This is a genomic window from Gilliamella sp. B2911 (assembly GCF_026536965.1).
Lineage (GTDB): Bacteria > Pseudomonadota > Gammaproteobacteria > Enterobacterales > Orbaceae > Gilliamella > Gilliamella apicola_E.
On record NZ_JAFNNA010000002.1, the window covers coordinates 160,994 to 174,637 of the forward strand.

At 32.3% G+C, this 13,644-nt stretch carries 15 protein-coding genes and 1 other RNA gene; 9 read left to right on the forward strand and 7 right to left on the reverse strand.

From position 1 onward, the window contains the following. Nucleotides 1-11 precede the first annotated feature (11 nt). Nucleotides 12-734 (reverse strand): hypothetical protein, encoded by a 723-nt coding sequence (locus J3U27_RS02755; protein WP_267357114.1) that lies wholly within the window; start codon nucleotides 732-734, stop codon nucleotides 12-14. A 150-nt stretch (nucleotides 735-884) separates the two neighbouring features. Here J3U27_RS02755 and J3U27_RS02760 point away from each other — a divergent pair, with 150 nt between their 5' ends. The 6 genes from J3U27_RS02760 (at nucleotide 885) to J3U27_RS02785 (ending at nucleotide 3,064) form a co-directional block, all read left to right on the forward strand. Continuing rightward, the gene (locus J3U27_RS02760; RefSeq protein ID WP_267330408.1) at nucleotides 885-1,178 is read left to right on the forward strand and encodes a polymorphic toxin-type HINT domain-containing protein; all 294 of its coding nucleotides are present in this window, start codon (nucleotides 885-887) and stop codon (nucleotides 1,176-1,178) included. An 88-nt stretch (nucleotides 1,179-1,266) separates the two neighbouring features. Next, nucleotides 1,267-1,446: a hypothetical protein gene (locus tag J3U27_RS02765; RefSeq protein WP_416379934.1), complete on the forward strand. Its 180-nt coding sequence runs from the start codon at nucleotides 1,267-1,269 to the stop codon at nucleotides 1,444-1,446. Nucleotides 1,447-1,461: 15 nt separating this feature from the next. Continuing rightward, nucleotides 1,462-1,899 (forward strand): hypothetical protein, encoded by a 438-nt coding sequence (locus tag J3U27_RS02770; protein WP_267330409.1) that lies wholly within the window; start codon nucleotides 1,462-1,464, stop codon nucleotides 1,897-1,899. 226 nt (nucleotides 1,900-2,125) lie between these two features. Next, a complete protein-coding gene (locus J3U27_RS02775) occupies nucleotides 2,126-2,410 on the forward strand; it encodes a hypothetical protein (RefSeq protein ID WP_267338804.1) in 285 nt (94 codons plus the stop codon). Nucleotides 2,411-2,574: 164 nt separating this feature from the next. Next, complete coding sequence (locus J3U27_RS02780; RefSeq protein ID WP_267330411.1) at nucleotides 2,575-2,859, forward strand: hypothetical protein; 285 nt, start codon at nucleotides 2,575-2,577, stop codon at nucleotides 2,857-2,859. Nucleotides 2,860-2,890: 31 nt separating this feature from the next. After that, nucleotides 2,891-3,064: a hypothetical protein gene (locus tag J3U27_RS02785; protein WP_267337119.1), complete on the forward strand. Its 174-nt coding sequence runs from the start codon at nucleotides 2,891-2,893 to the stop codon at nucleotides 3,062-3,064. A gap of 150 nt (nucleotides 3,065-3,214) precedes the next feature. Here the strand turns inward: J3U27_RS02785 and J3U27_RS02790 are convergent, their stop codons facing one another. Genes J3U27_RS02790 through J3U27_RS02800 form a run of 3 tightly spaced genes read right to left on the reverse strand, consistent with a single transcriptional unit; the run spans nucleotide 3,215 to nucleotide 4,686 of the window. After that, nucleotides 3,215-3,841 carry a hypothetical protein gene (locus J3U27_RS02790; protein ID WP_267376787.1) on the reverse strand — a complete coding sequence of 209 codons (627 nt, stop codon included), beginning with the start codon at nucleotides 3,839-3,841 and terminating at the stop codon, nucleotides 3,215-3,217. A 23-nt stretch (nucleotides 3,842-3,864) separates the two neighbouring features. After that, the gene (locus J3U27_RS02795) at nucleotides 3,865-4,401 is read right to left on the reverse strand and encodes a hypothetical protein (RefSeq protein ID WP_267330414.1); all 537 of its coding nucleotides are present in this window, start codon (nucleotides 4,399-4,401) and stop codon (nucleotides 3,865-3,867) included. Between the two features lie 6 nt (nucleotides 4,402-4,407). Beyond that, nucleotides 4,408-4,686, reverse strand: coding sequence for a hypothetical protein (locus tag J3U27_RS02800; RefSeq protein WP_065735141.1), 279 nt, complete (start codon nucleotides 4,684-4,686; stop codon nucleotides 4,408-4,410). Between the two features lie 323 nt (nucleotides 4,687-5,009). Between J3U27_RS02800 and J3U27_RS02805 the strand changes: the two genes are divergently transcribed. From J3U27_RS02805 to J3U27_RS02815, 3 genes are all read left to right on the forward strand, one after another. Then, complete coding sequence (locus J3U27_RS02805) at nucleotides 5,010-5,747, forward strand: carbonic anhydrase (protein WP_267376789.1); 738 nt, start codon at nucleotides 5,010-5,012, stop codon at nucleotides 5,745-5,747. A 119-nt stretch (nucleotides 5,748-5,866) separates the two neighbouring features. Then, on the forward strand, nucleotides 5,867-6,691 hold the full coding sequence (locus J3U27_RS02810) for a haloacid dehalogenase-like hydrolase (RefSeq protein WP_416380530.1): 825 nt from the start codon (nucleotides 5,867-5,869) through the stop codon (nucleotides 6,689-6,691). A 49-nt stretch (nucleotides 6,692-6,740) separates the two neighbouring features. Next, a complete protein-coding gene (locus J3U27_RS02815; RefSeq protein WP_267376792.1) occupies nucleotides 6,741-9,434 on the forward strand; it encodes an AAA domain-containing protein in 2,694 nt (897 codons plus the stop codon). A 476-nt stretch (nucleotides 9,435-9,910) separates the two neighbouring features. Here J3U27_RS02815 and ssrA read toward each other — a convergent pair. The 3 genes from ssrA to J3U27_RS02830 form a co-directional block, all read right to left on the reverse strand. After that, nucleotides 9,911-10,275: a transfer-messenger RNA gene (ssrA, locus tag J3U27_RS02820) on the reverse strand. Nucleotides 10,276-10,549: 274 nt separating this feature from the next. Then, entirely contained in the window at nucleotides 10,550-11,938 is a 1,389-nt protein-coding gene (locus tag J3U27_RS02825) for an MFS transporter (RefSeq protein WP_081303387.1), read from the reverse strand. A 144-nt stretch (nucleotides 11,939-12,082) separates the two neighbouring features. Continuing rightward, entirely contained in the window at nucleotides 12,083-13,486 is a 1,404-nt protein-coding gene (locus tag J3U27_RS02830; protein WP_267331838.1) for a hypothetical protein, read from the reverse strand. Between the last annotated feature and the right edge of the window lie 158 nt (nucleotides 13,487-13,644).

Here is a 13,644-nt window from a genome sequence, read left to right on the forward strand (position 1 = left end):
ATCACTCATTTTTATTCAGGAACAAAATCACTAATATTATTAAAGACGATATGATAACCATCACCCATGTTTAACTTTATTTTTTTATAGGTAAATTCAACAAACAGGCTTTGTAATGAGTGAAAATCACGCTCTTTTTTAGATAAAAACTTTTTTGCATATTCAATATACTCAGGGCAACAATCCTTATATTTTTCTGGGTTATCGATTATTTCATTCTGATAGAACTGTTTTTGAACCAAATAAGACTCTTTTCGGATCTCATCAAAATATCTTTCATGGCAAATGGCTTCTAGCTGTGGTGTAGTTTTAATCGCTGTTGATAAAATAAATTTACCTTTATTGTTATGTAGCAGTATATCTTCTTTAAAAGAAAATGGTAAAAATACATTTCCCCTATCAATATCATCAATTAAGTTTTGAGAAACCGCATATTCTATTTCACCAGTTAATAGGAAATCTTGATCCTTGTTATCTATAAATTCTATTTGGAGATCATCTATACCCAGATACAGCTTTTTAATGATAAAAAGCGTCTTACCTTTTTGTACCAGTGAAAAGTCTTCAGGGTTTAATCCTTTTAATGCTAATTTTTTACTGCCTAACTGAATTAAAACAGGATCATGGTCTAACACAATGACTTTGCTAGAGTTTATGCTTGTTTTTTCCTCTTTATGCGTATAAGCACAAGAAGTCAAAAAGCTAATGAGTAAAAGTATAGCTATCGTCTTCATTATTTTCCTAATTAAATAGTAGTATGTATAAAATCTATATTAAATCCCCAATGTTCATGATCATAATGATTTTGAACACCAGAGTTTAAACCGGAAAACTCTGCCAAAGTTGTCGGAACGCCTATTCACACGCAGTAAGGCATTAGAAAAATGGAACAAATTCGCGAGGGCGATCTGGTTTGGTCGCAGCACGAAACCATTGAAACCACCGCCGCCCCCCCTTTTTACACCAAAGAAGGCTGGAAAGACGCCGCCGACCTTACCAAACAATACCACATACAAACCAAAAATAAAAAATGGTATTGTGTAAAAGGACAAAATTTTCTTTATACTAAGAAAAAAGTCTATAATTTTGAAGTTGAAGATTGGCATACCTACTTTGTCGGCAAACTCGCTTACCCGGTAAAAACAGCAAAATCGGCAGGGAGGTATTTGAAAGGATGATGCAAGGATTAGAAAGGCAGGAAATCAGCGAATTAAAGAATTTTGGGATAAACATTCTAATAAGTGGAGAAATATAAAAGATGCGGATATGTCTCATATAGAAGATGCCGTAAGTTGGTGGAACAGAGAAGGACGAAAATTTGGCCCCAAAAGCAAAGAAGTACGCGAATGGATGCTTGATAGTAATAATTATGAATTAGAATATTATAAAATTAACCGCAGCAGGGGTGGAAAGCTAAACGAAACGTATAAACCTCCGCTAAAATAAAAACAGAGATAAAATATGGCAAGTATAGAATTACCGGAAGAACTACAAAGTAAAATTAATACATTAGTTTTAAAAGCAAGAGATAGCATACAAAAGAAACACTATTCAGAATTTATCAAATTTCAATATGAAAAGTGGGATCTATTACCTGAACCTAAAAGTCAATGGGAAGAAAGTTATAGAATAGCAAAAACAATGATTACATTTTTCATAAAATATAATATTAATTTTTCAGAAGCTAAAAAATGGTTAATGACGTTAAAAAAACTAGATGATATCCAAAAACAACATCCAGGTGAATTTTTTTTAATGAAAGGTAAAATTGAATATGAGGAAAAAAAATATGATGAAGCTTTTGAATCTTTTTCTATTGCTTTTACAAAATCAGAAGGTCATTGTTTTGGACAAGAAGATAAAATTTATCAAGAGTTTTATTTAGAATACAAGAAGTAGTAACAAATATACCTACAAACCTCCGCTAAAATAAAAAAGAGATAAAAATTATGGCAGTATTAGACAAAAAATTACAGGATGAAATTGATACATGGATTTAATCAATATGAAAATAAAATATCGATTTTTTTAAAATTTTTCCTTAAAAGAAGTTCGTAAATTAAAAAATATAAATATTTATGTCGATGTGGGATGTGATGCTTTTACATTCTATGAAAATGACGAAATGAACGAGCAACTTCAATCCATATTCGGAAGCAATTATAAAAACTATGTTACTGTTGCCAAAACAGAATTTTCAGAAAACGAAAGAATTAATGCCGATTATTTATCAATTAAATCTAGTAAAATATTGGGATATCCTCAACCAGAAGACTTAGATGGAAATGATGAATTGGAAAAATTTCCTTTTAATGTTTTTCCTTATTTAAATAACGTATTTGAAATAACAAAAAAAGTGAAAATTTTGGAATTATTAGAGGAAAGCAAATTGGAAGTATCTCATTATTAAGCGAACCTAAATGGAATAAAAAAGGTATAGGAACAATATATTGGCTTGAAGATACATTTTTTACTACACCTTCAATTTATGAAAATATATTTAAACCACTAAATATACAAAGCAAAAGTGTAATTGGGTATGGTAATCAAAAACCTCTAGTTACAGTAGTTCAATTGTTACCACAAGGAATATCCTCATCTAAATTAAATATAAATGATAATAATATAGATGAGAAAACACATATCCCAGAGTGGGAAATTACTAGGTTTCATTTAAACAATAAAGGATTTTTTCCGTCTTTTGAAAATCATCCTGGAAATTTTGATTTTTTTGTATCTCAAGAAAATTTTGGTTCCGGTCATGCAAATTATAAAGAAGTCTTTGTATCGCAAAAGCTATATCAACTTTTAAAAAATAATAATATAAAAGGACTAGATTATTACCCAATAAAGAAGTAATAAACCGAAAATTCCACCGTTAGGGAAAGTAATGGAGAAAACCGTGAAAAATTATATTGATAATACTGCAAAATATTCCAACGCAAAACTAAACGGAGCAGAACTTTCAGAAGAAATTTTCCTTCAAGTTCAAAATATGAAAGGAGTTTTCCAAAAAGTATTAGACTATGCCAAAAAGAAAAACGTGACTATTATTTTTTGCTAGTTCAGCTTTTAAGTAAAATATTTTCAGACTTAAAAGCATAGCAATGAATAAGAACAACATTATCCAGTAAACATTTTTGTGGTTGTTTTGATGATGTGTTTCTCATTTAATTCATTACATGGATTAGAAATATGTGATATCTCTTTCCTCTTATTCTTTCCAATTAAATTTTTCACCCGACTGTTTTTTTTGTAAACACTCTTCAGTAGTATATTGTTGTGGGCAGGCAAAGCAGTCTTTTGTATTTTCAATGGTAAAATTTAAATCATCAGGGATTTTTATGATGCCATTTATTGGTTTTATCTCTTGACTTAAGCAGATCAAATTTGCATTTGTATTATCATAATCATCTTTTGCTATTTCAAATTTATAAGATATACGATCCCAACCAGTTTGTTTGAAAATTTCCAACTTATTATTTCTTTCTCGAATAAATAGCTCATAGGCGCTAACACCAATTCTGTTTTGTATTTCGACAATGACATAATCCAATTTATTTATCAAAGAAATTTCAAATACTTGATCATAGGTATTTAGATAATCTATAAAAAAAACTTCGGATTGCAAAATTAATTTCTGTGAAAAAACATTGAAAATATCTAAAATATAAGTATTTCCGAAATTATCTTTAATAATGGGTGACTTTGTATTAGCTGTTTCATTTATATTCTTTTTTTCATTAATGAAACCAACTTCCGAATTTTCGTTACTTGATTGTTTATTACTACAACTACATAGTAATACTATAATAAAAAAGTAACTTATTTTATTTTTCATCACGTTATCCATCTTATTAAGTATCATATTTCATCGATACTTTTTATATCATTAATCGCCAGTAAATTATATCTAGCTCCGTTTGAATAAACCTTTAATAAAAATGCGTTATTTCGTGTTCGTATATTTGTTTTACTACAATATTTTGTAATTATTTCATGGTTAGTAACGGTTAAGTAAAGATTTGCATTATCTTGTTTAAAGTTAAATGCAGTGGGTTCTGTATTATTTTTTTTATATTGATAATAAAGGATAAATTTGAGTTTTTTAGGTAAAAAACCATCCATTTTTTCTTCATCATATATATAGTTTCCTTTCCCACAATAATCAGATAATGTTGCTTCAAATTGCACATTATCCACTTGTATAGAATCTATATTGTTAGGTATAGCATATATATTTGATAATGAGATTTTTTCACCATTTATTAGGGTGAGGGAATTACTAAGAATGAAGTTTACTTCTTCTGATTCTATATTTTTTTTAATGGCGTTAGACACATTTCCTTTGCTGCAATTAGCGATAAAGGGAACAAGTAAACAGAGAGCTATTATTTTCATTTTCTTTTAGATTTTCTTATTTGGGATACTATATATTTTTTTATATCCGGTTGGTGAAAAATAAGTATTTCTTTTATTAGCTACACCTTCAACTTTATATTTTTTGCATATAAAATACAATTTATTTTCATTGAAGGCACCTACGTTTTTATTTCCAATAGCATTATCATAAAATAATAAATATTTTCTAGCTGAATCATTCCTCATTCTCACTATTACAATAAAATGATCGGTGGTTTCATCCTTAATAGGAGAGCTAGGGTGATTATTAACTCGGTATTTCATTTTTAATTGAATCTTTACTTCATAAATACATGCATCAAGCTAAAACTATTTACCTTTTGGGTTTAGCCATACATTTTTCCAGTATTATTTTCATCTACAATTTTGATATTTTGATAAGACTTGCTCATTTTGATGAAATAAAATAAGAATATCTGCACTATCAATCACACTTAATTTATTGAAAATTAGCGGGAATAATACAAGAAGTATGTTCAAGGCTTTTTATTTAGATTTCGAGGCAAAAAAATATATTTTATTGAGACATCTTTATAAATGAGGTATAAAATTTATACACTGAAATTTAATTCTCATTGAAGGCAAACATGAAACGTAACGCAATTATCGCAATGTTTATGCTAGCAAGCTTATCTTGCGCCGCAGCAGAACATCACCCACATTGGGGGTATGAAGGACAGGAAAAACCAGAAAACTGGGGAAAACTTTCACCGGAATATTCAACTTGTGAAAATGGTAAAAATCAATCGCCAATCAATATTGATCATGTATTAAAAACAGAACATAGCAAGCTTAAACTTACTTTTGAAGCCGGTCAGCAAAATATTATTAACAACGGCCATACTATTGAGATCGATGTTTCCGGAAATAACCAATTAGAAATAGACGATGAAATATTCACATTACAACAATTTCATTTCCATACACCGCGTGAAAACACCATTAAAGGCAAATATTTCCCAATGGCAGCACACTTTGTTTATAAAAACAAAGATAATGAATTGGCCGTAATCGCATTAATGTTTAATAAAGGTGAGGCTAATTTAGAATTAGCAAAAGCATGGCAACAAATGCCGACAGAATCAGGAAAAAGCGCCATTTTAGCAAACGCCGTTGATATTAAGGCGTTATTCCCAAAGGAATTGAATTATTACCGTTTTAGCGGATCGTTAACAACACCTCCATGTACAGAAGGGGTAAGATGGATCGTGTTACAACAACAATCCCAAGCTTCAGCAGAACAAATCGAAAAATTCCACTCGATCATGCACCATGATAATAATCGCCCAATTCAGCCATTACATGGGAGGGTTATTGTTGATTAAATAAGAATATTGGTGTGTGGAGTTTTTGGGTTAATCATTGATAATGATAAAAAGTTACATTATAGGAATAATATAGTGTGCTTATTGAATTTAAAGTATTTTATAAGGATATGTAAATGATCAAGTGTGCATTAATTTATGATTTTGATGGAACATTAGCTGAAGGTGATTGCGCCCAACATGGGCTAATGCCAGCCTTAGGTATTACAGACAAACAAAGCTTTTGGAATGAAGTAAAACAACGTGCCCAACAAGATGATGGTGATGAAATATTATCTTATCTTGGACTCTTGGCAGAAAAAGCTAACCAACTTGGTTCGGATGAATTAAGTGAAGATAATTTGATAAAACATGGACGCTCTATTCCTCTCTTTTCTGGTGTTAGTACTTGGTTTGAGCGTATTAATAAATATGCAGAGGCTAATGAGATAGAACTACACCATTACATCATTTCAAGTGGTTTAGATGCCATGATACGTGGTACTGAAATCGGCAATCAATTTACTCAAATTTATGCCTGTAAATACCATTACTCTCCAAATGGAAAGCAAGCTATTTGGCCGGCCCAAGCAATAAACTATACAACCAAAACGCAATTTTTATTCCGTATAAACAAAGGGATTAAAAATTCATGGAATAATGCTGCCGTTAATCAATTCATTGAACCAGAAGAGCGAGATATTCCTTTTCAACGGATGATATATTTTGGTGATGGTGATACCGATATTCCAGCAATGAAAATGGTTAGATATCAAGGCGGGTTTTCCTTAGCGGTATTTGATGAAAAAAAATGGAAGAGCCAATCTACTCAACAAAAAGTTGAAAAACTAATTGCTGAGGAAAGAGCAAATTATGTTGTTCCTGCTAATTATGAGAAAGACAGCCAGCTAGAAGTTACAGTTAGAGGTTTGTTGCAACTGTTTAAACGTCAGCAAAAAGGTTAAACAATTTATTTAACATGGAATATATTGGAAATTAAAAGGATTTTGGGTAATGATTTATATCTATATGAATGGTGAGAATAAAACAAAGCAAATTGTTGATTGGTCTCTTTACTATGATAATAAAAATCAAGAACTCAAACTCACTAGTCATTTTCGTTCTGGGAAAAAATACACTCAGCCCCTATCACAATGCAAAGTGATTCCCGTAGAACAAATAAAGGGAAATCTTCTCATTGTTAAGGATAAACCCAAAATAGAAGTGATTGAAAGGGCTGAGAGCTATGGGCGAAAATATACTGTCGTCTATTTTCCTGATAATACCAAACCTTACGTTATGCTAAATGCTAGTATTCAAATAGTATCTGAAACCAATCTCAAAAATGAAAAAATTTTTCAATATTTTAAACAAGTTGCTCAAGCCCGTATTGAAAAATCCAATGAAAACGACAAAAATATTGCTGAGAATGTTTTACGACAACTTGATAAAATCACATCACATCCTGATACTGTACTTGATGCTTATTGCTGTGTAAAAAACCAAAAGCGACAGCTTCCACAGTATTTTATTTATCCTTTTGGTATTAATGAAAGTCAGTTGACAGCAGTAAAACAAGCTTTCTCTTCACAAATCAGTATTATTGAAGGACCTCCTGGTACGGGTAAAACCCAAACTATTTTAAATATTATAGCTAATATTCTTTTAAATAATCACACTGTCGCTATTGTATCCAATAACAATTCTGCAGTAGAAAACGTGTATGAAAAACTTGCTAAAGATCAACTTGATTATTTGGTTGCCAAGTTAGGCAGTAGTGATAATAGAAAAGAATTCTTTGCCGCAGATCGGGTGGTTAATTACGAAAAACAAGAGCAAACAATAACCTTGCAAACTATTAGCCACCTTACTGATACCTTAATTGAACATCTACAGGCCCAGAACCGAGTTGCGTCCTTGCAAGCGCAAATTGATGAGTTGACAATTGAAAAGCGTTATTTACTGCAGTGGCAAAGAGAAAACTCAACAAATGACTTACAAACACTTGATAAATATAAGTTATCAAAGAAAAAAATCACTGATTTATTAGCTTATTTACACCTCTTAGGTCAACGACGTATTTCATTCAAAGACCGAATTCAACTTTTCCTTAATTTTAAGATAATACGCACAATGTTTATAAGCAACTGGCAAAAACGCAAAGATCTTTTTTATGTATTGCAGTTAGCTTATTACGAACAACAATTAGATGAAAAAAACAGCTTACTTAAACGCTATCAACAATGGCTTAAGGAGAACCAATTTAAGTCCTTATTGGCTGATTTAACACATTGTTCAATGCAATATTTGAAGACACATCTTTCACAAACCATCGATCGTAAAACGATTTTTACCGACAAAGACTACCAACAACGTTTTGTTGAATTTACTAAACGTTTTCCGATTATAGGCAGCAGTACTCATTCCATTATTAACTCTTTAGGTAAGGGTGCCTTAATTGACTACTTAATTATTGATGAAGCTTCACAACAAGATATTATTCCCGGCATTCTTGGTTTAGGTTGTTCAAAGAATGTGATTATTGTTGGTGATCGTAAGCAGCTACCTCATGTATCTGTCAAACTTGATATAACACCTCCTCATGAATATTATGATTGTGAAAAATACAGTCTACTTGACTCTTTTATTGGATTATTTAAAGACAAAATTCCTATTACCTTACTGAAAGAACACTATCGTTGTCACCCCAAGATCATCCAGTTTTGTAATAAACAATTTTACGATAATCAGCTTATTCCCATGACACAAGATAATGGAGAACAAGCGCTAACGTTAGTGATTACCGCATCTGGGAATCACACAAGAAATTTAACCAATTTGAGAGAATTAGACTCAATCAACGAAATAGGTTGGCAAGATTTTACTGAGGAAAACACGGGGTTTATTGCGCCATACAATAACCAAATTGATTTATCGCAAGAGCATCTACCAACAGATATTATTAAAGCTACAACGCATAAGTTTCAAGGTAGAGAATGCGATAACATCATCTTTTCTACTGTATTGGATAAAAAAGCAAGCAGCCAAGAAAATCTCGATTTTGTTGATGACCCACATTTAATTAACGTAGCTGTTTCCCGCGCTAAAAATAAGTTTATTCTTGTCACTGGTAATGAAGTGTTCACTAAAAATAACCAAAGTATTGCCGCATTAATTCGTTATATTAAATACTATGCGGATAACAATCATATTTACCAAAGCCCGGTTATCTCGGCTTTTGATTTGCTTTATCAAGATTATGATAAATCGTTAGAGGCACTTAACTCACGCTTAAAAGCAAGTGACTCAGAACATAAATCAGAACAAATTATTGCACAATTACTTCGTGAAATACTGAAAGAAAACGATTATCAATCCATGATATTTCATCAACAAGTTCTTTTAGAGCAGCTCGTTTCAAGAACTAACAATAACTTTACAGAGCGTGAACTTGAATATATGTATAATAAAGCCAGTTGTGATTTTGTTTTATACTTTAAAACTAGTAAATACCCTATAGCTGTGATTGAAGTTGATGGAGATGATCATAATAAGCCGGGGCAGAGGGAACGAGATCTTCTAAAGAATGCCATTCTTGACAAAGCTGGTGTTTTTTTATTAAGACTTAAAACAATTGAAAGTCATATAGAAGAAAAAATAAAGCGGTTTTTGAGTGAAAGTATTATTGCAGAAAGAGAGCAGATTTAAAGTATTACAGAACTCAATAATTAATCGATTTTAGATAAATATATAAGCCCGCACATTCAAAACTCGATGTATTTGAAAATTAAATCAGAATTTGTGTATGAAGTTTTATTTCAAAGTATCCATAAATTAACTACAATAATAATGTTATTTTTCTAAAATTCATTTCGATTATTTTTTCAACTTCTAAGAATGTATGCCATATTTATTGAGCTATTTAGTTTTATGGCTCAATGCGTTTTGCTAATAAAGACAGAAATTCATGAAAAATATTACATACATCGATGGGTAATATTTGAGGATAAATTCCTAATTAAAGAATTATTCCTTTTCTAGGGTCGGAACGTTGATAAAGTATAATCACTATTATGTATGCCAATTTAAGTTAGATTCTCTTGGATTAGTCTGGAAGGGGCATGAAAATAATTATTATTTTAAATTGATTAAGTTAGGTTAATGAAATGTTATATAACAATAAGTGGTGGAGCTGGCGGGAGTTGAACCCGCGTCCGAAATCTCTACATCCTTGGTACTACATGCGTAGTTTGTCTTTAAATTTCGCCTACCTGCTGCGGACAAACACGCTACCGATAGACTAGCTTGATTAAGTTTAATGCTTCCGCCCCAAGCAAGGCTTCCACACGATCTCGTTTGGGTTTGACTCCTCTTTATCCCCGTCCTACGAGCGGAGGCTAGGGAGAGAAGGCTCTATGCAGGTTATTAAGCTGCTAGTGCGTAGTTTTCGTCGTTTGCGACTATTTTTTTGCGGTTTATTTACGAGGCCTACCGCACCTCGGCATGCACCTTGGGTTTCGCAAATCCCGTCGAATCCAGAATCAGCCCCAATTGTGGTATAAGTAATATTAGGGCATTATAGGTGAATTCAAGTAGTAATACAAGTTAACCTATTTCTGGATTTATCTATCTTTCCATTGGTCTTGCAGGTTTTAAAATAGCGATATTAATGGTATGCTTTTTTTGTTTTCTCTGAATTGAATAGTTAATATCAAATAGTGAAAACTGTATATTATTTTGATTTAGGATTGTTTTTAAATATTTAGCCAATCGATGAAGTAGAGGGAATAATAACAGATTTATCAATCCCTCCGTTTAGCTGGTTAATAGACATTATGTGTTCTTTGAGCTAGTTCTTTGATGATATCAGGATAAATTTTTTCTAAGGTATAAAACCGTAATAATATAATGGTGATTGCGCTTAATACTAAGGGTGCATAAATAAATAATACTTGTAAAGTAGTTAATACACTTTCAGGTTGATTAGCAATATCTGTCGCAATATATCCTGCCATTCCTAATATCCAACCAATTCCTCCGGAAGCAATACCACTGCCTAATATCGCGCTAAAGCTTCCTCCACTATAGACTAGGCCATCATTTCTAATGCCAAATTTCCATTCGCCATAATCGATGGTATTGGCTAGCATAGAATATGCATTTCCCATAATAGGTGCAAAACCTGCTCCTCGTAAGATAGTTCCAATTATTGCAATATAGGTATCATGAGGTGCAATTGCCATGATAATACTACCTAATATAATGGTTGCCATACCAACAATTATAAATGTTAAACGGCTCATTATTTTTAAAATATAAGCTGAGCACATTAATACTACAACTAACGGTAGTGCAAAAGCCATATTGATTAAACCGATAAGTTGGCTATCGGCCAAAAGATATTTTGCATAGTAAACACCTACACCATTGATTAGTCCTAAAATACTAAAACTTACTAACATGGTGAAGAACATTGTGACCCAATACTTATTTGCTAAAAGAGTTTTTAATGAAACACCAAGTGATGGTGCATTGTACTTAAATTGGTTAATTGGTTTAATCCGCTCTTTAGTATTAAAAAAAGTATAGAAAAAGGTAAAAATTAAAATTGCGGCATAAATTATCATGGTAAACTGCCAACCGCGTTCACCTCCACCAAAAAATTCGACTAAAGGTAGTGTAATATACGGAATGATTAACATGCTTGCAAAATAGCAAAGCATACGATAAGTATTTAATCGACTGCGTTGGTAAGAGTTTTGGGTCATTAATGCTGCTAGCGTGCCATAAGGGATATTGCTTGAAGTGTAAATAATCCAATGTATATTGAGCGTAATGGCAGCAAAAATTAATAATGCAAATTCACTCCAATTTTCTGGTGCACTAAATACCATTATCAAAGATAAACCAAATGGAATTGTCGACCATAAAATCCATGCTCTAGCTTTGCCATGTTTGCTTTTTGTTCTATCAACAATAAAACCCATAACGACATTAATCACAGCATCAAAAACACGTGAAAATAGTAGTACAGCTCCTAGTAAAGTAGCTGAAACTCCCACAATATCGGTATAATAGTAAAGCGCAAAGGTTCCAACGGTAACACCCGAAAAGCCTGTTGCAAAATCACCTAGTCCATAAGCGAGTTTTTCTTTAAATGAGATGTCATGGTCAGCCATATGACCATTGTTATCAATTACTGTTGTATTCATTATGATATCTCCAATGAATTTTCCATATTTAAATTACTGAAGATAATCGCCTATCTAAATTAAGGCTTTGATCATAAATAGTTGATGAAAGCCTTGATCATGATGATCATCTAACCTGATAGTTAAATGACCTGATAGGCACGATTACCATTTTTCTGGAAAACATCCTTCATTTGAAAAAGAATTATTTTTACAGCTTAAAGTTCCATCACTGACGGCGATTGCCAAGCTATTTCCTAATTGATCATAACCACGAACGTTTAGCGCAGTACCATCTATGTATAAAGTAAATAGCGTATCATCAGCGATGATCTGTAACTCATATTCACGATCCGCTTCAAGATGAATAGGGCGCTCTAAACCTTTATTCATCACGCGATACCAAGGATAACAAGGGGTTTTATCGAAAGTTAATCGGTTATCAACAAGCGAAAAAATAAAATCATATGATTCGCCAGTATGTTTATCTTTCATCAAACGGATGGAAAAATCTCGAGTACCTTTACTGAATTTAACTGTCGTTGAAAAACGGAATGTTTTGCCTGTATTTTCAATTAATAATTGTTCTTGACGTGCGTAAGGAGAATTAATTGAAAAATCATCAATTTTTTGGGGATGAATAAAAGCATTCCATAAACTATCCACTACTTTTACACCAAGTGTATGATCAGCTTTTTGATAAACTTCATGAGGTACAAACGTTCCTGCCCATTGGAAATTTTTTAAATCATCATTATCTTCTTTTGTTGGTACCCAACCAAAAAGAATACGGCGTTTACCGTCAAAAGCGGTTCTTGCTGCATAGTAAGCTCGCCCATCAAAAGCATCGTCGTCAGGGGTGATCCATGGACCTTCTAAAGATTGGCTCATGACGTAGCGAGTTTTACTTTGATCGCTATATTCGGTATAAATCAAATACCACCAATTTCCAATTTTGAATAAGTCAGGCATTTCAATCATGGTATATTTACCCGCTACCCAAAAATCACCTTGGAATTGCCAATTTTTTAAATCTTTTGATGTAAAAGCAACAACTCGACCAGATTGTTCTGTTTTCGGTCCTTTTAATCTTGCGCCTAGAATCAATAAATATTCTTGCTTTTCATCATTCCAAATTACCCAGGGATCTCGCCAATCACTAATGTCATAACCAGGTTGTGGTGTTAGTGTTATAAGTTGCGAGGATTTATGCCATGTTTTAAAATCGTCGCTCCAAGCATGTAATAATACTTGTGATGTTTTTCCCTCTTTCTCCCAATTACGGTTGTAACCTGTATAAAAAGCATGTCCTTTACCTTCTGCTTCGAAGACACATCCAGCATAGATAAACTGATCGACATCTTGTTCACCACCTTTTTTAATAGAATCTCCCAAATTTTGGTAATTAACAAAATCAGTCGTAGTGGCAAGTGACCATCCAAACGGTTCACCAAAAGGGCAAGGGTTGCGATTGTCGCGTTGATCATAAAGATAAAAAACCCCGTCTTTTCCAAATGGCATAATATCGCCAACCCAGTAGCCTTTTGGTTGATAATGTAATTTTTGCATTTTTTACTCCTTTTATTTATATGTGAATAAATGACATTTCTTTGTCATTCACTTTTGAAATAATTTATTTCATTTCATGTCAACCGCGTCCATATGTCAACCGCGTCCACAACTAGAATGCAAAATTTGTGAGGGATATCACTTATTCCGAAGTGATT

Bases quoted from the DNA above. Each gene is read 5' to 3' on its own strand.
- J3U27_RS02795 (WP_267330414.1), bottom strand. From the start codon at position 4,401: ATGAAAATAATAGCTCTCTGTTTACTTGTTCCCTTTATCGCTAATTGC.
- J3U27_RS02800 (WP_065735141.1), bottom strand. From the start codon at position 4,686: ATGAAATACCGAGTTAATAATCACCCTAGCTCTCCTATTAAGGATGAA.
- J3U27_RS02830 (WP_267331838.1), bottom strand. From the start codon at position 13,486: ATGCAAAAATTACATTATCAACCAAAAGGCTACTGGGTTGGCGATATT.
- J3U27_RS02785 (WP_267337119.1), top strand. From the start codon at position 2,891: ATGGAGAAAACCGTGAAAAATTATATTGATAATACTGCAAAATATTCC.
- J3U27_RS02765 (WP_416379934.1), top strand. From the start codon at position 1,267: ATGTCTCATATAGAAGATGCCGTAAGTTGGTGGAACAGAGAAGGACGA.
- J3U27_RS02815 (WP_267376792.1), top strand. From the start codon at position 6,741: ATGATTTATATCTATATGAATGGTGAGAATAAAACAAAGCAAATTGTT.
- J3U27_RS02775 (WP_267338804.1), top strand. From the start codon at position 2,126: ATGAACGAGCAACTTCAATCCATATTCGGAAGCAATTATAAAAACTAT.
- J3U27_RS02760 (WP_267330408.1), top strand. From the start codon at position 885: ATGGAACAAATTCGCGAGGGCGATCTGGTTTGGTCGCAGCACGAAACC.
- J3U27_RS02825 (WP_081303387.1), bottom strand. From the start codon at position 11,938: ATGAATACAACAGTAATTGATAACAATGGTCATATGGCTGACCATGAC.
- J3U27_RS02755 (WP_267357114.1), bottom strand. From the start codon at position 734: ATGAAGACGATAGCTATACTTTTACTCATTAGCTTTTTGACTTCTTGT.
- J3U27_RS02790 (WP_267376787.1), bottom strand. From the start codon at position 3,841: ATGAAAAATAAAATAAGTTACTTTTTTATTATAGTATTACTATGTAGT.
- J3U27_RS02770 (WP_267330409.1), top strand. From the start codon at position 1,462: ATGGCAAGTATAGAATTACCGGAAGAACTACAAAGTAAAATTAATACA.
- J3U27_RS02805 (WP_267376789.1), top strand. From the start codon at position 5,010: ATGAAACGTAACGCAATTATCGCAATGTTTATGCTAGCAAGCTTATCT.